This is a genomic window from Erythrobacter sp. SN6-5 (assembly GCF_057364945.1).
The window spans coordinates 452897-473525 of sequence record NZ_CP200282.1 but is presented as its reverse complement, the minus strand read 5'-3'; the positions used below and the strand labels follow the sequence as shown (position 1 = coordinate 473525).

The 20629-nt window shown below is 58.5% G+C and carries 17 protein-coding genes and 3 pseudogenes; 8 read left to right on the top strand and 12 right to left on the bottom strand.

The window, feature by feature from the left end; all coding sequences use genetic code 11:
- Nucleotides 1–44: 44 nt before the first annotated feature.
- On the bottom strand, nucleotides 45–695 hold the full coding sequence (gene nth, locus AC0V6Z_RS02270) for an endonuclease III (RefSeq protein WP_472639796.1): 651 nt from the start codon (nucleotides 693–695) through the stop codon (nucleotides 45–47).
- 10 nt (nucleotides 696–705) lie between these two features.
- The gene (dapB, locus tag AC0V6Z_RS02265; protein ID WP_472639795.1) at nucleotides 706–1434 is read right to left on the bottom strand and encodes a 4-hydroxy-tetrahydrodipicolinate reductase; all 729 of its coding nucleotides are present in this window, start codon (nucleotides 1432–1434) and stop codon (nucleotides 706–708) included.
- A gap of 33 nt (nucleotides 1435–1467) precedes the next feature.
- On the opposite strand from dapB, the gene AC0V6Z_RS02260 reads away from it, so the two are divergent.
- Nucleotides 1468–2169 carry an NAD-dependent deacylase gene (locus tag AC0V6Z_RS02260; RefSeq protein WP_472639794.1) on the top strand — a complete coding sequence of 234 codons (702 nt, stop codon included), beginning with the start codon at nucleotides 1468–1470 and terminating at the stop codon, nucleotides 2167–2169.
- On the opposite strand, the pseudogene AC0V6Z_RS02255 reads toward AC0V6Z_RS02260, so the two are convergent.
- The 4 genes and pseudogenes from AC0V6Z_RS02255 to mutM all read right to left on the bottom strand — a co-directional run bounded on the left by AC0V6Z_RS02255 (nucleotide 2158) and on the right by mutM (nucleotide 6257).
- Nucleotides 2158–2947, bottom strand: a pseudogene (locus AC0V6Z_RS02255) (HesA/MoeB/ThiF family protein). The gene AC0V6Z_RS02260 and the pseudogene AC0V6Z_RS02255 overlap by 12 nt on opposite strands.
- Nucleotides 2948–3101: 154 nt before the next feature.
- Nucleotides 3102–4565 carry a chromosomal replication initiator protein DnaA gene (gene dnaA, locus AC0V6Z_RS02250; protein ID WP_472639793.1) on the bottom strand — a complete coding sequence of 488 codons (1464 nt, stop codon included), beginning with the start codon at nucleotides 4563–4565 and terminating at the stop codon, nucleotides 3102–3104.
- A 428-nt stretch (nucleotides 4566–4993) separates the two neighbouring features.
- Nucleotides 4994–5254, bottom strand: a complete 261-nt coding sequence (gene rpsT, locus AC0V6Z_RS02245) for a 30S ribosomal protein S20 (protein WP_472640822.1) — start codon at nucleotides 5252–5254, stop codon at nucleotides 4994–4996.
- Nucleotides 5255–5441: 187 nt separating this feature from the next.
- Entirely contained in the window at nucleotides 5442–6257 is an 816-nt protein-coding gene (mutM, locus tag AC0V6Z_RS02240; protein WP_472639792.1) for a bifunctional DNA-formamidopyrimidine glycosylase/DNA-(apurinic or apyrimidinic site) lyase, read from the bottom strand.
- A 192-nt stretch (nucleotides 6258–6449) separates the two neighbouring features.
- Between mutM and AC0V6Z_RS02235 the strand changes: the two genes are divergently transcribed.
- The 4 genes from AC0V6Z_RS02235 to dut all read left to right on the top strand — a co-directional run bounded on the left by AC0V6Z_RS02235 (nucleotide 6450) and on the right by dut (nucleotide 11158).
- Nucleotides 6450–7196, top strand: a complete 747-nt coding sequence (locus tag AC0V6Z_RS02235; RefSeq protein ID WP_472639791.1) for a class I SAM-dependent methyltransferase — start codon at nucleotides 6450–6452, stop codon at nucleotides 7194–7196.
- 1 nt (nucleotide 7197) lies between these two features.
- Nucleotides 7198–8760 carry a 2-polyprenylphenol 6-hydroxylase gene (gene ubiB, locus AC0V6Z_RS02230; protein ID WP_472639790.1) on the top strand — a complete coding sequence of 521 codons (1563 nt, stop codon included), beginning with the start codon at nucleotides 7198–7200 and terminating at the stop codon, nucleotides 8758–8760.
- Nucleotides 8761–8960: 200 nt separating this feature from the next.
- On the top strand, nucleotides 8961–10664 hold the full coding sequence (locus tag AC0V6Z_RS02225) for a bifunctional phosphopantothenoylcysteine decarboxylase/phosphopantothenate synthase (RefSeq protein WP_472639789.1): 1704 nt from the start codon (nucleotides 8961–8963) through the stop codon (nucleotides 10662–10664).
- Complete coding sequence (gene dut / locus AC0V6Z_RS02220) at nucleotides 10661–11158, top strand: dUTP diphosphatase (RefSeq protein ID WP_472639788.1); 498 nt, start codon at nucleotides 10661–10663, stop codon at nucleotides 11156–11158. Before AC0V6Z_RS02225 ends, dut begins: the two co-directional genes overlap by 4 nt.
- A gap of 87 nt (nucleotides 11159–11245) precedes the next feature.
- Here dut and AC0V6Z_RS02215 read toward each other — a convergent pair whose 3' ends face one another.
- From AC0V6Z_RS02215 to secB, 5 genes and pseudogenes are all read right to left on the bottom strand, one after another.
- The gene (locus AC0V6Z_RS02215; protein WP_472639787.1) at nucleotides 11246–11476 is read right to left on the bottom strand and encodes a DUF4136 domain-containing protein; all 231 of its coding nucleotides are present in this window, start codon (nucleotides 11474–11476) and stop codon (nucleotides 11246–11248) included.
- Between the two features lie 22 nt (nucleotides 11477–11498).
- Entirely contained in the window at nucleotides 11499–11978 is a 480-nt protein-coding gene (locus AC0V6Z_RS02210) for a DUF4136 domain-containing protein (RefSeq protein WP_472639786.1), read from the bottom strand.
- 229 nt (nucleotides 11979–12207) lie between these two features.
- Nucleotides 12208–13224, bottom strand: a complete 1017-nt coding sequence (trpS, locus tag AC0V6Z_RS02205; RefSeq protein ID WP_472639785.1) for a tryptophan--tRNA ligase — start codon at nucleotides 13222–13224, stop codon at nucleotides 12208–12210.
- 20 nt (nucleotides 13225–13244) lie between these two features.
- The gene (gene murJ / locus AC0V6Z_RS02200; protein WP_472639784.1) at nucleotides 13245–14810 is read right to left on the bottom strand and encodes a murein biosynthesis integral membrane protein MurJ; all 1566 of its coding nucleotides are present in this window, start codon (nucleotides 14808–14810) and stop codon (nucleotides 13245–13247) included.
- A gap of 69 nt (nucleotides 14811–14879) precedes the next feature.
- Nucleotides 14880–15408 (bottom strand): annotated as a pseudogene (gene secB / locus AC0V6Z_RS02195) (protein-export chaperone SecB).
- A gap of 250 nt (nucleotides 15409–15658) precedes the next feature.
- Between secB and AC0V6Z_RS02190 the strand changes: the two are divergent.
- From AC0V6Z_RS02190 to AC0V6Z_RS02180, 3 genes are read left to right on the top strand one after another with little or no spacing between them, the layout of a single operon-like run.
- Nucleotides 15659–16318 (top strand): Tim44/TimA family putative adaptor protein, encoded by a 660-nt coding sequence (locus AC0V6Z_RS02190; protein WP_472640821.1) that lies wholly within the window; start codon nucleotides 15659–15661, stop codon nucleotides 16316–16318.
- A gap of 39 nt (nucleotides 16319–16357) precedes the next feature.
- The gene (gene mltA, locus AC0V6Z_RS02185) at nucleotides 16358–17587 is read left to right on the top strand and encodes a murein transglycosylase A (RefSeq protein ID WP_472639783.1); all 1230 of its coding nucleotides are present in this window, start codon (nucleotides 16358–16360) and stop codon (nucleotides 17585–17587) included.
- On the top strand, nucleotides 17584–18180 hold the full coding sequence (locus tag AC0V6Z_RS02180) for a Smr/MutS family protein (RefSeq protein WP_472639782.1): 597 nt from the start codon (nucleotides 17584–17586) through the stop codon (nucleotides 18178–18180). Before mltA ends, AC0V6Z_RS02180 begins: the two co-directional genes overlap by 4 nt.
- A gap of 113 nt (nucleotides 18181–18293) precedes the next feature.
- Here AC0V6Z_RS02180 and katG read toward each other — a convergent pair.
- Nucleotides 18294–20497 (bottom strand): annotated as a pseudogene (gene katG / locus AC0V6Z_RS02175) (catalase/peroxidase HPI).
- Nucleotides 20498–20629: the final 132 nt, after the last annotated feature.

Here is a 20629-nt window from a genome sequence, read left to right as displayed (position 1 = left end):
TGTGATAACGTATCATTTCGTATTTATCGCTACAATAGCTGCTTTCACCGCCCCTTCGGCTTCTCCAGCACCTTCTTCCTGAAGCTACACAGGTCCACCAGCTGACACCGCCAGCATTCAGGCGTTCGTGCTTTGCAGACATAGCGGCCATGCAGGATTAGCCAGTGATGCGCGTGCAGGCGGAAGGGCTGCGGAACGCGCTTTTCCAGCTTTGCTTCGACCTGCTCCGGCGTCTTACCCTTGGCCAGGCCTGTGCGATTGCCCATCCGCAGGATATGCGTGTCGACCGCAAAGGTCTCTTGCTTAAACCAGCAATTGAGTACGACATTCGCCGTCTTGCGCCCCACACCGGGCAGCCGGACGAGGTCTTCGCGCGTATCGGGAACTTCGCCGCCATAATCGTCGATCAAGATCTGCGAGAGCGCGATGACGTTCTTGGCTTTGGAGTTGAACAGCCCGATTGTCTTGATGTGCTCGGTGAGGCCTTCCAGTCCCAGATCGAGCATCTGCTGCGGTGTCTCGACTTTCGCAAACAGCGCGCGCGTCGCCTTGTTGACGCCAACATCGGTTGCCTGCGCAGACAGGGCCACGGCGACGACCAACTGATAGGCATTGCCATATTCCAGCTCGGTCTCGGGCTCTGGATTGTCTTCAGCCAGACGGCGGAAGAATTCGAAGATCTGGTCTTTGGTCATTGGCGGTTGATCACAATCCCAAAACGTCGTTCATTGTGTAGCGTCCAGCGGGTTTACCGATCAGCCATCCCGCCGCTTTCACGGCGCCGCGCGCAAAGATCATGCGGTTTTCTGCGCTGTGCGAGAGGGTAATGCGCTCTTCGTCGCCAGCCAGAATGACGCTGTGATCGCCGACAACGCTGCCGCCGCGCAGCGCCGCAAAGCCAATTGCGCCTTCGGCGCGCGCGCCAGTGTTTCCGTGCCGCCCGCTTTCAATATGGCTCGCAAGATCAATACCGCGCCCTTCAGCCGCCGCCTCGCCAAGCAGCTTGGCCGTGCCAGAGGGAGCATCGACCTTGTGACGGTGGTGCATTTCCAGCACCTCAATATCCCACTCCGGGCCAAGCTTGCTCGCCGCCTCGCGCACCAGATGAGCCAGCAGGGTGACGCCCAGTGAAGTGTTGCCGGTTTGAAGCACAGGGATAGTCTCAGCCGCCTTTTCGATCACAGCGAAGTGTTCCGCTTCCAATCCCGTCGTCCCAATCACAATCGCCGTGCTGGCGGCAAGCGCAGCGTCTAGGTTGGCTTGCAATGCAGCCGGAGCGGAAAAGTCGACCAGCACGTCAGACGCGGCCGCCAATGGGCCAGGCGTCTCGCCTTGATCCACGCCGCCCGCCAATTGATGGCCAGCATCCGCGATGGCCCGGCTTAAGGCTTCGCCCATTCGCCCCTTGCTGCCGATAATTCCGATTTCCGCCATTGCTACCAACCTATTCAAAGTGTTTGATGGCTCATGGCAGACATTGAACGCATCGTCATCCTGACAGGCGCAGGAATTTCCGCAGAGAGCGGGATTGATACATTTCGATCTGCTGGCGGGCTGTGGGAACAGCACAAGGTTGAGGATGTAGCGACGCCAGATGGGTTTGCGCGTGATCCCGATCTGGTGCTTGGGTTTTACGATATGCGGCGCGAAGCGCTGGCGACAGTAGAGCCGAACGATGCCCACCGCGCGCTGGCGCGGTTGAGCCAGGAATTTGCCGGTGAAGTGCTGCTTGTTACGCAGAACGTTGATGATCTGCACGAGCGCGGCGGTGCCTGTGACGTGCTGTATATGCATGGGCAATTGAAAAGCGCGCTGTGCCAATCATGCGACATTCGTTCGCCCTGGGATGCCCCGATGACGGATCGCCCGCCATGCCCGGTTTGTCAGGCACCGACCCTGCGCCCGGATGTCGTGTGGTTTGGCGAAATGCCGTATCAGATGGATCGTATCTACGCGGCCTTACTGAGCGCAGATTTGTTCGTCAGCATTGGTACTAGCGGCGCGGTCTATCCAGCGGCGGGCTTTGTGCAGGAAGCAAAGGCAGCGGGTGTGCAGACATTGGAACTCAATCTGGAGCCAAGCGAGGGTACACATCATTTTTCGGAGGCGCGCCATGGGCTGGCCAGTGCTTTGGTGCCGCAATGGGTGGATGAGGTGTTAGGCGATTGAGGTTCCGCAACCCTTGCACGCTGCGTCTTTGGCAATGCTGAGCGTGCGCATACCGGGCTTCATCCCGTCCAGAATATGAATTTTGCCCCATTGCGGATCGCCAAAGGCGCTCACACCGCTCAGCAAAACGCGCACGGCCTGCATGGCTGCAAAGCTGCCAGCCCAGCCCGCCATCGCGCCCAGCATGCCGTCCTCCGCGCATGTGTCGCAGTCTTCTGCGTCAAACGCATCGCCGACAAAGCAGCGATAGCAGGCATGGTCAGCTAGGTGGCTAAGCAAAGGCACCAACTTGGCCCTGAAAACGGCCAACGGCTGCGCTGAGCAGAGGCACACCGGCCGTCACACATGCATCGGATACGGCTAAACGCGTGGCAAAATTGTCTGTGCCATCGAGCACCAGATCAGCGCTACCGATCAGGCCGTGGGCATTATCAGGATCAATCCGGGTGTCAGAGATCTCCGCATCGATCTCGTCATCGAAATTTGCCAGCCATCGGCGCGCCGAAACAGCCTTGCCGTGCCCAACATCGCGGGATGAAAAAATAGTCTGGCGCTGGAGATTGCTGGTATCAACCACATCGTCATCGACCAGTGTGAAGCGCCCAATTCCGCTTGCTGCCAGATATTGCAGCGCAGGCGATCCAATCCCGCCAAGCCCGATCATCGCGATATGTTTATCAGCGAGTGCGACCTGACCCGCACCGCCAATCTCCGGCAGCACAATATGGCGCGCAAAGCGATCAAGGCGGGCAGGGGATAAGGCGCTGGAAACAGTCATGCACCGCCTGTTGGCACCATGTTCACAGCCTGTCGACAGCCTGTGGGCAAGGCTGTTGATGACCCTGTCGACAGACTGTTGGGTTCTTGTGAACTTCAGGGGCCAGCGTTCACATCCGCTTAGCTATCTTGCGGGCTAGGCCGCCCTCAAAAAATCAACTCTCCAGCTGGCGCAACAGGCTACGCACATCGCCATCCATATCCGCATCGCGCGTGCGCAGATCTTCGATCAGCCGTACTGCGTGGATAACTGTCGAATGATCCCGGCCACCAAATTTGCGGCCAATCTCTGGATAGCTGCGCGGTGTCAGCACCTTCGCAAGATACATTGCGACCTGACGCGGCCGAACAACGGCACGGGCGCGGCGTTTGGACGACATCTCACTGCGATCAATCCGGTAGAATTGGCAGACGGTGCGTTGGATCTCATCAATCGTGATCCGGCGGCGATTGGCCGAAAGAATATCGGTCAGCTGTTCTTCGGCGAGCTGCAGGGATACCTCTTGGCCGGTCAGCTGCGCATAAGCGATCAGCTTATTGAGGCCGCCGACCAGCTCGCGGATGTTGCGAGTGATGGTGCGGGCGAGGAAATCGATCACATCGTCCGGCACGTTGAGAGGCGCAAAACGGGTGAGTTTCGATTCAAGGATCTTGCGACGCAGCTCAATGTCGGCTGCTTGGATGTCCGCAACCAGACCCATCGACAGACGGCTCAGGAGACGCGGTTCAACCCCGTCGAGCGCCTGCGGCGCTCGGTCAGCGGCAAAGACGAGGCGTTTGCCCTCAGCCAAAAGCGCATCGATTGTATAGAGCAGCTCTTCTTGGGCGCTTGCCTTGCCGATGATGAATTGGATGTCGTCAACCAGCAGCAGATCAAAGCTGCGCAGCCGCGCCTTAAACTCGATCATCTGGTTGGCTTTGAGCGCTTGGACAAACTCGACCATGAAGCGCTCAGCAGAGCAGTAGAAAATCCGTGCGCGCGGGTGGGCTTGCAGGAACGCATGGCCAATCGCGTGCAGCAGGTGGGTCTTACCCTGGCCGGTCGCAGCCTTCAGATAGAGCGGCGAAAATTGCGGCTGCTCAGTTGCGGCCATGCGCTGCGCGGCATTGCAAGCGAGCACATTGGCCTCGCCTGTCACAAAGGCGGCAAAGGTCAGTGATGGGTCGAGCCCTACGGAGCTGGTAAAGCCTGCATCGCCAATCGTACCGGCAGCCATCGCGATTGCGCTGGCATCCGCGTCATTGGCGGGGCGGCGGCCATTGTCCAGCCGCAGCTCTGGCAATTGGCGGCGTCCGGGGTGAACTTGCACGCGAACATTGCGAACTTCGCTGCGCGCAATCTTCCAAGCGAGTTGCAAGCGGTCATGAAACCGGTCTTGCACCCAATTGGCAGAAAACTCAGTTGGCAAAAACAGATCGAGCGTGCCGGTCTCTTTATCAATGCCGCCAACCTGGATCGGCTTGATCCATTGGCTGTGCAATTGATGGCCCAGATCCTTGCGAAGTCCTTGGCTGATATCTGACCAATCGGCAGCGAGGTTCACAGCTTCGGAATCTTCCATCAAGTCGTCATCTGCTTTCCGACGCGTAGACCGCGCCTTATCTATTTTATGAACCATCGTACGTAATCCTGTGCCAACTCCAGAGCCGCTGATCTGGAGCGTTTCCCCAACTTCATGACAGGCAAAGCCTTCCCATGACCCGGAATCCAAAGATCCGGGTTTCCCCTCTTCATTCAAACTTTAAAAACCCAGGCTGTCCCGCCCCGAGTCAGTTATGATGTACCTATGCATTTCACCATCAGGCAAGGGTGCATAATGTAAAAAAACAGAAATATTTCTATTGACTCGGCTGTGACCCGCAGGCCTCCGTTCAACGCGCTGAATTACCTTTAATTTTTGGTTTATGACCGCGCGAATCGCGGGGAATCCTAAGCTCTCAGTGTGTCAGGCTTGTCATGTTTCCCGCAAACAAAAAGGGCCGAGCCAATACGGCCCGACCCTTATGTATATTTCTCCGCAATAATACGGATGCGAGTGGGTGCGAATCAGAGCGCAGCGACTCGTTTTGAGAGACGCGACATTTTCCGCGCGACTGTGTTTTTGTGCATAACGCCGCGAGCAACACCGCGAGCCATTTCAGGTTGAGCAGCCTTGAGCGCTTCAGCAGCAGCAGGCTTGTCGCCGGCTTCGCAAGCGGCTTCGACCTTTTTCACAAAACCGCGGATACGGCTCATGCGGGCTGTGTTGATTTCCGCACGGCGATTGTTGCGGCGGATGCGTTTGCGGGCTTGCGGCGTATTGGCCATATCTGTGTCTGTCTCGCGGTTTCTGCGGGCCACCAATGATGGCCTGATCTCTAATATCGTTTGCTCGAAGAATCGGCGCTCAGGAATTCACCCGTTCGCCGGAAAACGCGGCACATAGGGCCAGCCTTGCGAATCGTCAATGATTTTGGTGCCGCCCTGGCTGAGGGTACGTCAATCTAAGCGGCGCTCACTTTTGACACCTGGGGCAGAACCACGTGCTGCGCCCGCCCTGCGCGATGCGCTTGATAGTTCCACCATCTTCATTGCGGCAGGCCTCACCTGTCCGGTCATAGACATCAAAGCGCGTCGCAAAATAGCCCAGTTCGCCGTCGGGCTGCGCATAATCTCGTAAGGTCGAACCGCCATCGCGGATCGAGGTTTCAAGCACATTGCGAATGGCTGGCACCAGCCGAGCAAGCTGCGGCTTTGTGACCTTGCCACCTTGCTTGCGGGGATGAATGCCAGAACGCCACAGAGCTTCGCAGACATATATATTGCCTAGACCGGCGATAATCTTCTGGTCGAGCAGGCACAATTTGATCGACTGGGTCTTGCCTTTCAGCGCAGCTTTCAGGTGATCCACGCTGAGGTCATCGCCCAATGGCTCCGGCCCAAGGTTTGCAAATTGCGGCCACCGGTCCAGCGCATCACTCGGCACTAGATCAACCGAGCCGAAGCGGCGCGGATCGCAAAGCGCAAATTGATGATCGTCTGTCTCGATGATCAGATGATCGTGTTTGTCGGGCGTTTCAGGATCGATTCGCCAGCGTCCACTCATCCCCAGATGGAAGATCATCGACTGGCCGCGATTGAGATCAATGAGGCCATACTTGGCGCGCCGTGAAAGGCCGGTGATCACTGCGCCAGTCATCACTTGCACCAAGTCTGGCGGAAAGGGACGGCGCAGGTTGGGGCGGTTCAATTGGACGCGCGAAATACGTTCACCCAGCATAAAGCGCTCTAGCCCGCGAACGGTGGTCTCAACTTCTGGTAATTCAGGCATTGTTCTTAGGCTCGCTGATACTCGCGAACCGTAGCCACCCGCTCCCTCCACCCTTCCACCCGGATGGTGTCCCGGTAGGTTCCGGGTGGAAGGGTGGCTACGGCCGCTTTCGGCAGAAGCCGAAAGCATCGCAACAAACATACGCTGTAACAAGCTTTGCGCGCTGCACAAACTCCCCTAAGGCTCTGCGCCATGAGCGAAAAGACAGTATCCTTCGGTTACGAAGAAGTGGCCCCAGAGGAAAAGACCCGCCGCGTTGGTGATGTATTTTCCAGCGTCGCGGGCAAGTATGACATCATGAACGATGCGATGTCGGGCGGCATGCACCGTTTGTGGAAGGACCGTTTTGTCAGGCGGGTGAAGCCGCAGGCGGGCGAGACGATCCTCGATATGGCAGGCGGCACCGGTGATATCGCCTTTCGCATGGCGCCCAGCGGCGCAGCGATCACGGTGTGCGACATCAATCAGGATATGCTCGATGTGGGCGTTGAGCGGGCGATGGATCGGGGCTTGCAGGACGATGAGGGTTCGCTGGTCTGGTCGTGCCAGAACGCGGAGGAACTTAACTTTGCCTCCAGCAGTTTCGATGCCTACACAGTCGTATTCGGCATTCGCAATGTGACTGATATTCCAAAGGCTCTGCGTGAGGCAAACCGCGTTCTGCGACCTGGCGGACGTTTTTTCTGCATGGAGTTTTCGACCACGGAATGGCCGGGCTTCAAAGAGGTTTACGACGTTTACTCGCATAAGATCATGCCGAAGATGGGCAAAATCATTGCTCAAGATGAAGAAAGCTATCGCTATCTTGCTGAATCGATCCGCCGTTTCCCAAAAATGCCTGAGTTTGAGCAGATGATCCGCGATGCGGGCTTTGCCAACACCAAGGTGGAGCCGATCCTAGGCGGCGCAGTGGCCATTCACTCGGGGTGGAAGATCTAGGGTGACGCAGCCCGCGACACATCTTCTCCGCCTGCTGAAGTGGGGCATTACGCTCGCTCGCCGCCGTGCGCTCGTCGGTATCGAGAATGATCCCAATGCACCGCCTCCTGTGCGGCGATTGGTCAAGCTGGCGCGCTGGATATCCCTCACTGGCAAGTCTGGCACACCTGACTATGCGGGGGCTTTTCGCGCGATTGGTCCGGCGGCGATCAAGCTGGGGCAATCTTTGGCCACGCGGCCCGATATTGTGGGCGAGGAAGCGGCGAACAATCTGCTCAGCCTGCAGGATAATCTGCCACCTGTGCCTTTCGCTCAGATCAAGGCCGTGATTGAGGCCAGCTTTGGTGCGCCGCTGGAGACTCTGTTTCGCGAAATAGACCCCAATCCTGTGGGCGCGGCATCCATTGCTCAGGTTCACAAGGGTGTGACCACGGATGGCCGCGAAGTTGCGATTAAGGTGCTGCGGCCTGGCATTCGCGAAAAATTTGCGCGCGATATTCAGACCTATGAATGGGCGGCGGCGCACCTTGAGGCATTTGGCGGCGAAGCAGAACGGCTGCGTCCGCGCCTGACAATTGCCAATTTCAAACGCTGGACCAATAGCGAGCTTGATCTACGGCGCGAAGCGGCCTCTGCATCAGAGCTGGCCGAGGGCATGGCCGGGATCGAAGGATACCGCATTCCAAAGATCGATTGGGACCGCACCAATGGCCGGGTCCTGACGGTTGAGTGGATCAATGCGGTGAAGATCAGCCGGATTGAAGAGCTGAAAGCGCAGGGGCACGACCTGCCGCATATCGCCGAACGCCTGGTGATATCCTTTCTGACGCAGGCGATCAGCGCAGGCTTCTTCCATGCTGATATGCACCAAGGCAATCTGTTTGTTGAAGAAGACGGCACGATTGTCGCGATTGATTTTGGCATCATGGGCCGGATTGATCGCCGCGCGCGGCAATGGCTCGCAGAGATCCTTTATGGCCTGACGACGGGCAATTATAAGCGCGTGGCCGAGATTCATTTCGAGGCGCAATATGTGCCGAGCTATCACTCGGTTGGCGAATTTGCGACCGCACTGCGCGCCGTTGGCGAACCGATGCGCGGCAAGCCGGTGAGCGAGCTGAGCGTTGGACAAATGCTCGATGGGCTGTTTGCGATCACGCGGGATTTTGACATGCAGACGCAGCCGCATCTGCTGCTGCTGCAAAAGACGATGGTGATGGTCGAAGGCATCGCGACCCAGCTCAACCCTCAGATCAATATGTGGGACACATCAGCGCCCTATGTTCGCGGCTGGATCCGCGACGAATTGGGGCCAGAGGCCGCGGTTGCCGAACGGATTAAGGAAGACACGCAAACCTTCCTGCGTCTGCCCGGTTTGATCCGCCGGATTGAGGACCGCTTCCCAGCGAAAGGCGGCGCGCCAGAACAGCCTCCGCTGCCCGATGTGCCATTGATGACCGACCGCAAACCGCGCCAGGGCGGCAGTGTGCTTGGGTACCTCATCGCGGGCGTTGCCGGGGCAGGGGCGATGTTCGGCGCGATGGCGTTGGGTTTGATCGGTTAAATTATCGCTGATTTTACTCGATTTAATGTGCCATTGATCAAGCTTAATTAACCATTGTATCCCAAGGAACTCGCTTGGGCTTGGCCCAAGGGCGCTGTACGTCTAGGTTCTGAAACAGCGTTAATGTGATGTGAGGGAGTGACGCGAGTGATTGTTTGCTTGCTCGGCCCATGTGTAAGTCTATGTGTGAGGACGCAAAAATGACCGAAGCACGGCCGAAAATCCTGTTGGTCGTGGGCGGCGGAATTGCCGCTTACAAGGCTTGCGAGCTGGTTCGCCTGATCCGCAAAGGCGGCGGCGATGTCACTTGCGTTGTGACCAAAGGTGGTCAGCAATTCGTCACGCCCATGTCGCTCGCCGCTTTGAGCGAAAATCAAGTTTACACCAATCTCTGGGATCTCAAGAACGAGATCGAGATGGGTCATATCGAGCTGAGCCGTGAGGCTGACCTTGTGGTCGTGTGCCCGGCGACGGCCGATCTCTTGGCCAAAATGTCGTCTGGCATCGCAGACGATCTGGCGACCACTTTGATTCTGGCGACCGACAAGCCAGTTATGGCTGTGCCGGCGATGAATGTGCGCATGTGGGAGCATGAGGCGACCCAGCGCAATATCGAATGGCTGCGCCAGGCGGGTGTCAATGTACTGGACCCCGATGAGGGGCCGATGGCCTGCGGCGAGTTTGGCTATGGCCGCCTGCCAGAGCCGGATGCGATCTGGCGCGAAATTGCGTCTTACTTTGACATTGAAGTTGAAGAGCCGGTCGTGCCAGCGGCCACTCCCGTTGCTGTGCCTGCCAATGACGGACCGGACGACGAGTATGAGGTGGAGGCGATTGAGCCTGAACCGGAGTACGAAGAAGAAGACCCGGAGAGCAAAAGCGGCGGTCTGGGCGGCCTGTTGTCGATGATCATTCCGCGTTCCACCGCAAAGCGCACGCATGAAGAGATCGAGACCGAATATGTCGAAGCGGCTGATCTCGATGATGCCGAGGCGGCGGAGTTGGCCGAAGACGGTGAGATCGAAGAAGCGCCTGAGTTCAATCCGGACTTTGGTGGGCCTCTGCTCGCCAAGAAGGGCGGAGCAGGCGCTGCGCCGCCGATGGATCCAAGTGCGATCAACCACGAAGTCGACAAACGCAAAGCCGCGCCCGAGCTGACCGGGCCAGTGGCATCCTTGGAGGACGGCGTTCAAGCCGCGCTGGATGATGCGCTGGGCGGCGGCGGTTTTGATGTTGATCCGAACTACCGCCCGCTTGAGGGACGCCATGTGCTCGTGACCGCCGGGCCAACGTGGGAATCGCTCGATCCGGTGCGCTACATCGCCAATCGCTCAAGCGGTAAACAAGGTTTTGCCATTGCCGCTGCTGCCGCTGCGCTGGGCGCAAAGGTTACTCTGGTGGCTGGGCCAGTCGCCCTGCAAACGCCCGCCGGTGTTGACCGGATTGATGTCGAGAGCGCTGCGCAAATGTCAGAGCGGGTGAAAGCGGCTCTTCCCGCAGATGCAGCCGTGATGGTGGCGGCCGTGGCCGACTGGAAACCGAAAGAATACATGTCTGAGAAGATGAAGAAGCGCGGCTCTGCTCCTCCCGCATTGCTGCTTACTGAAAATCCAGACATTCTCACTAACCTTGCCGCAGGCTCGAATCGCCCAGAACTGGTCGTCGGCTTTGCGGCTGAGACCGAAAATGTGCTCGAAAACGCTAAGAAGAAGCGCAAGCGCAAGGCCGCCGACTGGATCGTGGCCAATGATGTATCCGGCGATGTGATGGGCGGCAATGAAAACACCGTACATATCGTTTCAAGCGAAGGGGTGGAGAGCCTCGACAAGATGCCCAAACGCGCGGTTGCGCTGGCTCTGGTAGAGCGTATCGCAGAGACTTTGACCGCCGAGGCCGCCGAATGAGCGGTCAGTCGGGTGCTCCGGGCGCCGGAGTAGAACCATCTGCGCCAATTTCCGTTGAACTGAAACGCTTGCCTCACGGAGAAGGCTTGCCTTTGCCAGCATACGCCACGGACGGCGCAGCAGGCATGGACATTGTCGCGGCAGAAGATGTCACCATTGATCCAGGTGCGCGCCATGCCGTTGCAACCGGCCTCGCGGTCGCCATTCCCAAAGGGTTTGAAATTCAGGTGCGCCCGCGCTCCGGCCTCGCACTGAAGCATGGGATTACCGTTCCCAATACGCCCGGTACAATCGATTCTGATTATCGCGGTGAGCTAAAAGTCATCATGATCAATCACGGCGGTGAACCCTTCGCAATTGCTCGTGGTGACCGGGTTGCTCAGCTGGTGTTGGCTCCTGTTACGCAAGGCGCCTGGGTGGAGGTAGAAGAGCTCGACTCAACGAAGCGCGGCGCGGGCGGATTTGGTTCCACCGGCGGCCACGGCAAGCTTTAGCAGCGCTCCAAACGCAAAAAAGGCGGCGCTGTCTCCAGCACCGCCTCTTCAATCCCGTCCAAGGGAAAGGAGTGATCGGCCTTCCGACTAGTCGGTGCGGCGGACTTTTTTGCTTTCTGGCTTAATGGTGATGCGCAAAGTCTCGCCCGAATTGCCGGGGAAGTCTGTGAACATCGCATCCACCAGATTCGGAACCAGATATTGCAACCGGTTTGAGCTGGAGACGGCCTCAGCCTTGCCTTCAAACAAGCGCTCGCCGGTCGCCGCGCTGTCGATCTTCATATCGATACCGCTCGTATAGACTGTGATGCTGCGCACTTCTGGTCCGCCGAACCACGGATCATAGAAGCCAAATCCCCAGGCACCGCCAAAACGGCTGCGATGGAAACCTCGACCGCGATAGAAGCCGCGCTAAGCCAAATCCGCGATACCAGGGGCTGAAAAAGGGATCACTGCGAAACCCAGCGTTCGTGGTGCGAATTCTCTCGCGTCCTTTGTCGATCCCATAATCGAAACGCACCAGCAGGTTCGCTGCTTCAGGCGCAGCCTGCGAATATCCGAGCCGCTCCATTTCCGATTCCACGAAATCGGCATATTGCGCGAATTCTAAGCCACCCGCGAGCTTCGGATCGTCGGCGACGACTGCAAAGGTCTGACCAGTCGGAGCGGGCAGCGCGCTTTGGAAGCGCGAGACATCGGCCTTAAACGGCGTGGCGCAGGCTGCGAGGCTTAGCAGCAGCATTGGCACGCTCGCACGTCCCAAACGCCTCAATAGCGCGCGGCCTGGCGTTTTCGCCGAGGAAGTATCGGAATTGGTCATGGCATTACCTCTTATCACTCACATGGCTTTCAAAGGCTCATGGTTTGCCGCCGCCATTTCCCTTCATTCGCGCCATAAAGTCCTGGTGCGAATCCCATCATCGAATCGGCAAGCTGTCATCAGCAGGCCTAAGTGTAAAGACGTGGCCTGAACGCATTTTGAACGCGTAATGACTGAATCGCGTGCATTTAAGCGTGCAAAATACGATTTATCGCGACTGCAGCTATGTCTAGCCACGCACCAGACCAAGCGCCTCATAGGTTGCTTTTAGTGTCGGCGCGCTGCGCTCGCGCGCTTTCGCCGCTCCCTTCGCGAGGATCGCATCGAGCGCTTCACGGTCCTGCATCAGTTCCCGGAAACGGGCGGTAACCGGCGCAAAACTCTCAGTCAGAAGCTCGCCGAGAGCAGGCTTGAACGCTCCGAAACCCTGACCGCCAAAATCAACCAGAACCTGTTCCTTGCTGATGCTTGCCAGCGAGGCAAAGATACTCACAAGGTTCAGTGCCTCTGCGCGGCCTTCCAGCCCCTCCAGCTCGCTTGGCAGCGGCTCTGGGTCCGTCTTTGCCTTCTTCACCTTTTTCATGATGGTATCAGCATCATCGGTCAGGTTGATACGACTGAGATCGGACGGATCAGATTTGCTCATCTTGGCTGTGCCATCGCGCAGCGACATGATCCGCGCGGCTTCTGGCGGAATGTAAGGATCGGGTAGGGTAAAGACCGGCGCATCTTCAGAGGCGAAATCCGTGTTGAACTTCTGCGCAATATCGCGCGCTAGCTCCAGATGTTGTTTCTGATCATCGCCAACTGGCACATGAGTCGCCTGGTACAGCAAGACGTCAGCAGCCTGCAGGACAGGATAGGTGAACAGGGCAATCGATTGCCCCTCACGGTTCTTGCCCGACTTATCCTTCCACTGAGTCATGCGGTTGAGCCAGCCCATCCGCGCCGTTCCATTCAGCAGCCATTGCATTTCTGCATGGGCTGGAACCTGCGCTTGGTTGAACAGAACCGAGCGTGACGGATCGACCCCGCAAGCGACCAAGGCAGCAGTCATCTCAAGCGTCGACTGCTTAAGCTGGACCGGATCATGCGGCAGTGAAATTGCGTGCAGATCAGCTAGAAAGAACAGGCATTGGCCATTGTCGCCAATATCGTCTTGCATCTTCACCCAATTGCGGATCGCCCCCAGGTAATTGCCGAGGTGAAGATTGCCGGTAGGCTGAATGCCGGAGACGACTTGCATGGGAAATAGGCTCTTTCAGTTTAGGTTGATTTGCGGGTGAGCTTGGCGATCCGTTCGCGGTCGAGCGCCCCCAGAGCGAAAGCCAAGGTGAAATAGACGATTGCCGCCGCGCCGACCAGCACCGCGAGTGCAAACAGGCGGGCAAAGATACCAGCGGAGTAATAATCGGACAGCATGCCGCTGGTAAAATACAGCGCCGCGCCCATTGCGGCGGCGGCGATGAGCTGCCGCGCGATCCGACCGACCAGCTGCCAATTGGCGCGGTAGTGCCCGCGCATGGCGAGGATCACATAGAGGATTGTGACATTAATCCACGCACCGGCCGCGCTGGCCAAGGCGACGCCGACAACGCCATATGCTTCCAGGAACAGGATGTTGTAGGTGATGAACACAAAGAGCGCGACAAAGGCGGTGTAAACCGGCGTCTTCGTATCGGCGCGCGCATAAAAGTTCGGCACCAGCACTTTGATCAGCACATATGCAGGCAGACCCATCACCAGCGCGGTTAGGACAGCGCCCGTTTGATTGGCATCCTCGATCGCGAAACGCCCGCCTTCAAAAATCATGGTCACAAACGGCACGCCGCAAATCGCGAGGGCAATTGTGGCGGGCAGCGTCAGCAGCATCGCGAGTTCGATCGCGTCAGACTGGACTTGCGATGCGCCCTCGTGATTGTCGCTGCCGACGAATTTGGACAAGGTTGGCAGGATCGCGGTCGATAAGGCAATGCCGATGATCCCGAGCGGCAATTGATTGAGCCGGTCGGCATAATTCATATAACTGACCGCGCCGGTCTCCAACTGGTTGAGAAAATAGAGCTGGACCAGAGTGTTGATCTGATAAGCGCCGCCGCCAATCGCGGCAGGCAGAGCGATGATGCCGAGCCGTTTCACCTCCGGTGTTAAGCGCGGCAGGCGCATTTTGACCTCGAAGCCCTCAACCCTGACCCAGTAGTAGAGCCAGGCAAGCTGCATCACGCCTGCACCGGTGACGGCCCAAGCGATTCCATAGGCGACCTGCTCTAGGCTGGCGCCGGTTGCCATCCAGCGCTCGCCGATCAGCAAGGCGGCGATCAGCACCAGATTCAATATGATCGGAAAGCTGGCCCCGGGCGCAAAGCGAGAGACCGAATTGAGCATGCCGGTGAACAATGTCACCAAGCTGACCAGCACAATATAGGGGAACATGATCCGGGCGAAATCGACCGCAATCGGGAAGGTGTTCTCGTCAACTGGCTTTTCTGCGAGCAGCCAGATGACGCCCGGCATGGTGAGCTCAAATATCGCCACCAGCGCAATCAGTACTGGTAAGAATACGCTCAGCACATCAGCGCTGAACGAGCGCGCCTCTTCCATGCTGCCGTCGCCGTGCAGGCGCTTAGAGAACATCGGCACGAAAGCAGCCGAAAATGCCCCTTCGGCAAACAACCGGCGGAACACATTCGGGATAATGAAAGCCTGAAACCAGGCGTCGGTAATGTCATTGGCGCCGAGGACACGCGAGAAAATCATCTCGCGCGCCATCCCAGCGACCCGGCTGGCGAGGGTTAACCCGCCAATGGTTCCGACATTTTTAAGCAGGCTCATGGCTGCACCAGCCCTATCACAGGTCTAGCGGTTTGAAAGCCTGTGAGCTGAGCCAAGCAGAAGTCCGCCTTACGCTTCGCCAGCAGGCACACCGCCAGCGGCCGCTTCTTCTTGCTGCTTGCGAGCGAGCTGCTGAAGGTAGAGGCCATTGAAATCAATCGGATCCATCAGCAGCGGCGGGAAGCCAGCATCACGCACGGCATCGGCAACAACGCGGCGAGCGAATGGGAAAAGCAGACGCGGCGCTTCGGCAAACAGGAACGCATGGGTCTGATCTTCAGGCAGGTTGCGCACACCGATGAGGCCGCAATAGGCCAGTTCTACCAGATAGGCGCTGCCTTGCTCGGTCTTGGCATCAATGTTCACTTTCAACGTGATCTCGTGAACATTCTCGTTCACTTGTTCAGCGCCAATATTGAACTGCACGTCGATCTGCGGTTGATCCTGCCATTGATATACGTCTGGCGCATTCGGATTTTCGACCGACAAGTCTTTGACATATTGTGTAATCAGGCCAGCTGCGGGTTGATTATCGGCGCCATTCGCGCCGGCTTGCTGGATTGTTGAGATCGGTTAGGATGTCGCCTTCTTCGGCCATTTTTAAACTCTTTCCATGATGGATAATGTGAAGCCTGCACAGCGCGCAGGGTGATTAGGTATTCGGTTGGCGGCGCGCCTAGCAGGCGCGAGCCGTGCTCGCAACCGGATGAGATGCAGGCAAAAACCTTTAACGGGCACGTCAAAGGTCGTTGTCGATTTGTATTTAGCGCCTATTTAAGGCACTTAAGGTATGTAGGACTCGGAGATCGCGTGTCCGCGTGATTCCAAACCAACCAGGTATTACAAACGTGATTGTTGAAATTATCATCCTCGCCATGATCGCCGCATTTTTGGGGCTGCGTCTCTATTCGGTGCTTGGCCGCCGCGCAGAGCATGAAGAGGAATCGGTTCCAAACCGGTTTGAGCCGAGCGGAAAACAGCCGCCACACACCCCGCCCAGCCCGGCGGCGGTGCCGGTGGCCGCCAATCCTCAACCAGAGATCACAGGCGTCTTGCCAGCGGTCGAACGCGGCATTCGCGAGATCGCGGCGGCGGACAGCCGGTTTGACCTCACCTCGTTCCTGGAGGGCGGACGCGCAGCCTACACCATGGTGCTTGAGGCATTCTGGCAGGGCGACCGTGAGACCTTGCGCGATCTGTGCGATGACGATGTGTTTGAAGGCTTTTCCGCCGCTATTGATGAGCGTGAGGCCGTTAACCACACCCTCGACAACAAGTTGATCCGGATCGAAGAGACGAAAATCCACTCGGCGCAGCTTGATGGCCGGATGGCCCGGATTGCTTTGTTGTTCGTGGCCGATATCGCGGCTGTTACGCGCGACAAGGACGGCAACATGATCGCTGGTTCGCTCGATGATGCGATCGAAAGCCGCGACATCTGGGTGTTCTCACGCAATGTGAGCGATAAAGATCCAAACTGGGTGCTCGACGAAACCGACGAAGGCTAAGTATTAGCCTCACCGGACACTGACCCTAAGGAGAGTACAATGCGCACAGGCCTGGTTCTGGCGATCGCTGTCCTCTTGTCCGGCTGCGTTCGCGTAATCCCTGAAAGCAACGCGCCAAGCGGCCCGGTTGTTACGACACCGCCGCCACCTGTGACCGCGCCCACTGCGCCGCCTGCTCCTACCGGACCTGCGCCGACCAGCGCGCTGATGGCGGGCGTGAAGCCTGGCCCATTCGTGTCTGGGCTTGGCTATGCTCAGGCGGATGCAGAGGGGGCTCTGCGCTCATTTATCGAAAGCTGCCCCAGCCTGCTGCGGCGTGAGGACACCACCGGCCTGACCCGGCCCAGCGATTGGCAGCGAGCTTGCGAGGCCGCCCCCCGCAATCGCGGCACCGCCGACACTTTCTTTGCCACCTATTTTGAAACCGCCATTGTCGGCACAGGCGAGGCCTTTGCGACCGGATATTTTGAACCTGAAATCCGCGCAAGCCGCACGCGGGCTCCTGGTTTTCAGACGCCGATCTATGCGATGCCGAGCGATCTGAAACGCGGATGGACGGCGGATATTCCCGAGGCAGAGCGCACAGGGCGTCCGCCGCTGGGACGCACCAATGAAGCGGGCGAATTTGTGCGCTATTACGAGCGCCGCGAAATTGAAGAGGGCGCGCTAGACGGCCGTGTGCCCGTCATCGCCTGGGCCGCCGATCCCGTTGAGCTCTTCTTCCTGCAAATTCAGGGCTCCGGACGCCTGCGGACGCCTAATGGCGAAGTGATCCGCATTGGTTACGCCGGGCAGAATGGGCGTGAGTATGTCGGCGTTGGCCGGGTCATGCGGGACCGGGGTTTGATCGGCGAGGGGCCGGGCAAATATGCTGGCTCCATGCAAGGCATCATGGCCTATATCCGGGAAAATCCAGAGGAAGGCCGCGAGCTGATGCGCCTCAACAAAAGCTGGATTTTCTTCCGTGAGCTGACTGGTGATGGCCCCTTGGGTTCGCTTGGTATTCCGGTGCGTCGGGAAAGCTCGGTCGCTGTTGACCCGCGCTTTGTGCCTTACGGTGCGCCCGTCTGGCTCGATCTCGACCGCGATGTCGCCGATGGCCTATGGATTGCGCAGGATACAGGTGGGGCAATCAAAGGTCCGAACCGCTTCGACACCTTTTGGGGGGCGGGCGAAGACGCGCGTCAGATCGCTGGCGGTATGAGCGGGCGCGGCCAAGCGCTCATCCTGCTTCCGCGCGGCGTAGTGGAACGCCACAGCAACCGATGAGCATCCCGCGCGGCCTCAATGAGCAAGAGGCTGCTGCTTGGGCGCATTTGGCGCAGAGCGTAACCCCGCTAGAGGGACGCGTGCGGCCTGTGATGCCGCAAGAGCCAACCGCTGGCGTGCAGACCAAGGCGAAGCCCAAGACTGGCTTGAAAGCGCCGCAGCCGGTCTCGCCAATGCGCAAGCAGTCCAAGAAACTCCCGCGCGCCGCCGCTAAGGTTATTGCCGCCCCGCAGCCAAAGGCGGCCCCGTCCAGTCTTGATGGGCATTGGGATCGCAAACTCAAAACTGGGCGCATTGTGCCCGACTACACTCTCGATTTGCATGGCCACACGCTCGACAGTGCTTACACGCGGCTTTCCAGCGGGCTTGACCAAGCGCGGGCGATGGATGCGCGGGTCGTATTGGTGATTGCGGGGCGTTCGCGTCCGGTGTACCCGGCGGATCGCGGGCAAAAACGCGGTGCGATCAGAGCTAAACTGCTGGATTGGCTTGCCGCTGGACCGCATACTGGTGCGATCTCTGCGGTTAGAGCCGCGCATCGCAGCCACGGCGGCGAAGGTGCGCTCTATCTGGTTCTGAAACGGCAGCGGTAGAGACGTAGGGCAGCGGCCCTATCAACCTCCTGACCCATCCCAAAGTCCCAAATAAAAAGCCCCCGGCATTTCTGCCGAGGGCTTTCTTGCGACCCGATCAGGCTTGTGCCCGATCAGCCGTGGTATTTCGCATGGGTCAGATCAAAGCGATCTGCGTTCATGACTTTGGTCCATGCCGAGACGAAGTCGGCGACGAACTTCGCTTCATTGCCAGCCTCAGCATAGACTTCTGCCTGCGCGCGCAGCTGCGAGTTGGAGCCGAAGACGAGGTCCGTACGGGTGGCTCGGTATTTCTCGGCGCCGGTCTTGCGGTCGGTGCCGATGTATTCCTCATCGCCGCTGCCATCGACCGGGGTCCACTTGGTGCCCATGTCGAGCAGGTTGGTGAAGAAGTCCGGGGTCAACTGACCAACGCGGTCCGTGAACACGCCGTGGCTGGTGCCTCCAGCATTCGCGCCAAGCGCCCGCATACCGCCGACCAGAACGGTCATTTCCGGGATGGACAGGCCGAGCAGATGCGCACGGTCGATCAGCATTTCCTCGGTCCGCACGCTAGCCTTCGTCTTGAGGTAGTTGCGGAAGCCATCAGCAAACGGCTCCAGCGGCTCAAAGCTTTCCGCATCAGTCTGCTCGTCGGTCGCGTCGCCGCGGCCGCCAGCAAACGGAACGCTTACGCTGTGGCCAGCGTCCGCAGCGGCTTTCTCAACCGCAGCCGACCCGGCCAGCACGATTGCATCGGCCATTGAGATGTCGCCGCGTAGCTCGTCGATCTTGGCGAGTACTTTGCCCAGCTCATCGGGATCGTTTGCCGCCCAGCCATTTTGCGGGGCGAGCCGCACGCGGGCACCGTTGGCGCCGCCGCGGTGATCCGAATTGCGATAGCTTGAAGCTGAGGCCCATGCTGCTTTGACCAGCTCGCTGACGGTCAGGCCGCTGCCGAGGATGGCCGACTTGAATGCGTTAACCGCACTCTCAGCAGGCTCAGTTCCGGCAGGAACGGCGTCCATCCAGATCAGGGTTTCTTCTGGAACCTCTGGACCCATGTAGCGGACCTTTGGACCCATATCGCGGTGGCACAGTTTGAACCATGCGCGCGCAAATGCGTCATCCAGCTGCTCTGGGTTGGCCAGGAAGCGTTCGGAAATCTTGCGATATTCCGGATCCATCTTCAGCGCCATATCGGCAGTGGTCATCATGGTCGGAACCTTCTTCGAAGGATCGCGAGCGTCCGGCGCCATGTCGGCTTCTTCAGGATTGATTGGCGTCCACTGCTGAGCGCTCGGCCGGTGAGTGCACCAGTTCAAAGTCATATTTGAACATGATCCGGAAGTAGTCATGCGACCATGCAGTTGGATTGTTCGACCAAGCGCCTTCGATGCCAGAGGTGGTGATGTGCCCCTTGGCAATCTCTTCCTCGTCGACCAGCCAACCCAAACCTTGTTGGTGCAGCTCTTCACTTTCTGGAGCGCCGCCAAATGTGTCAGACGGCTGCGCGCCATGCGCCTTGCCGAATGCGTGGCCGCCAGCGGTCAATGCGACGGTTTCCTCGTCATTCATCGCCATGCGGGCGAAGGTTTCGCGCATGTCGCGGGCCGATTGCAGCGGATCAGGATTGCCGCCCGGCCCTTCTGGATTGACGTAGATCAGGCCCATCTGGATTGCTGCCAGCGGGTTTTCGATCTCTGCGCCGTCATCGGGACGGATGCGAGTGGCAACGCCTTCGTTGACCCACTGCTCTTCGGTGCCCCAATAGACACTTTCCGGCTCGAACACGTCCGCACGTCCGCCGCCAAAGCCAAATACCGGGCCGCCCATTGATTCAATCGCGACATTACCAGTGAGGATGAACAGGTCAGCCCAACTGATGTTCTTGCCGTATTTCTGCTTGATCGGCCACAACAGACGGCGCGCCTTGTCGAGGTTGCCATTATCTGGCCAGCTGTTGAGCGGGGCAAACCGTTGCTGCCCACTGCCAGCGCCGCCGCGGCCATCGCCGGTGCGATAGGTGCCGAGCTGCGTGCCACGCCATGCGAATGAAGAACGGACCATAGTGGCCATAATCCGCTGGCCACCAATCCTGGCTGTCGGTCATCAGCGCGGTGAGGTCTGCCTTCAACGCAGTGTAATCGATTGTGTTGAAAGCCTCGGCATAGTCAAAGTCGTCGCCATAGGGGTTGGCGTCGCGACCTTCCTGAGTGAGGATTTCAAGCTGGGTTGCCTCTGGCCACCAATCTCGATTGGTCCGGCCCAAAAGCGAGCGCATCGTGCCATCACCATTAAAGGGGCAGCCATTCATTTCACCAGTCTTTGCATCCATCGGGATTCTCCTATCCAGTTGAGACTCGGGGGTGAGCCAAGGTTATGAGCAGAAGATGACGGTTTGAGTGTGATCTGTCTAATCGATTAATATGCGCTGATTGATTGACAGGATCGATTTGTCGCAAGGCCA

Bases quoted from the DNA above. Each gene is read 5' to 3' on its own strand.
- nth (WP_472639796.1), bottom strand. From the start codon at position 695: ATGACCAAAGACCAGATCTTCGAATTCTTCCGCCGTCTGGCTGAAGAC.
- dapB (WP_472639795.1), bottom strand. From the start codon at position 1,434: ATGGCGGAAATCGGAATTATCGGCAGCAAGGGGCGAATGGGCGAAGCC.
- AC0V6Z_RS02260 (WP_472639794.1), top strand. From the start codon at position 1,468: ATGGCAGACATTGAACGCATCGTCATCCTGACAGGCGCAGGAATTTCC.
- dnaA (WP_472639793.1), bottom strand. From the start codon at position 4,565: ATGGTTCATAAAATAGATAAGGCGCGGTCTACGCGTCGGAAAGCAGAT.
- rpsT (WP_472640822.1), bottom strand. From the start codon at position 5,254: ATGGCCAATACGCCGCAAGCCCGCAAACGCATCCGCCGCAACAATCGC.
- mutM (WP_472639792.1), bottom strand. From the start codon at position 6,257: ATGCCTGAATTACCAGAAGTTGAGACCACCGTTCGCGGGCTAGAGCGC.
- AC0V6Z_RS02235 (WP_472639791.1), top strand. From the start codon at position 6,450: ATGAGCGAAAAGACAGTATCCTTCGGTTACGAAGAAGTGGCCCCAGAG.
- AC0V6Z_RS02225 (WP_472639789.1), top strand. From the start codon at position 8,961: ATGACCGAAGCACGGCCGAAAATCCTGTTGGTCGTGGGCGGCGGAATT.
- dut (WP_472639788.1), top strand. From the start codon at position 10,661: ATGAGCGGTCAGTCGGGTGCTCCGGGCGCCGGAGTAGAACCATCTGCG.
- AC0V6Z_RS02210 (WP_472639786.1), bottom strand. From the start codon at position 11,978: ATGACCAATTCCGATACTTCCTCGGCGAAAACGCCAGGCCGCGCGCTA.
- trpS (WP_472639785.1), bottom strand. From the start codon at position 13,224: ATGCAAGTCGTCTCCGGCATTCAGCCTACCGGCAATCTTCACCTCGGC.
- murJ (WP_472639784.1), bottom strand. From the start codon at position 14,810: ATGAGCCTGCTTAAAAATGTCGGAACCATTGGCGGGTTAACCCTCGCC.
- mltA (WP_472639783.1), top strand. From the start codon at position 16,358: ATGCGCACAGGCCTGGTTCTGGCGATCGCTGTCCTCTTGTCCGGCTGC.
- AC0V6Z_RS02180 (WP_472639782.1), top strand. From the start codon at position 17,584: ATGAGCATCCCGCGCGGCCTCAATGAGCAAGAGGCTGCTGCTTGGGCG.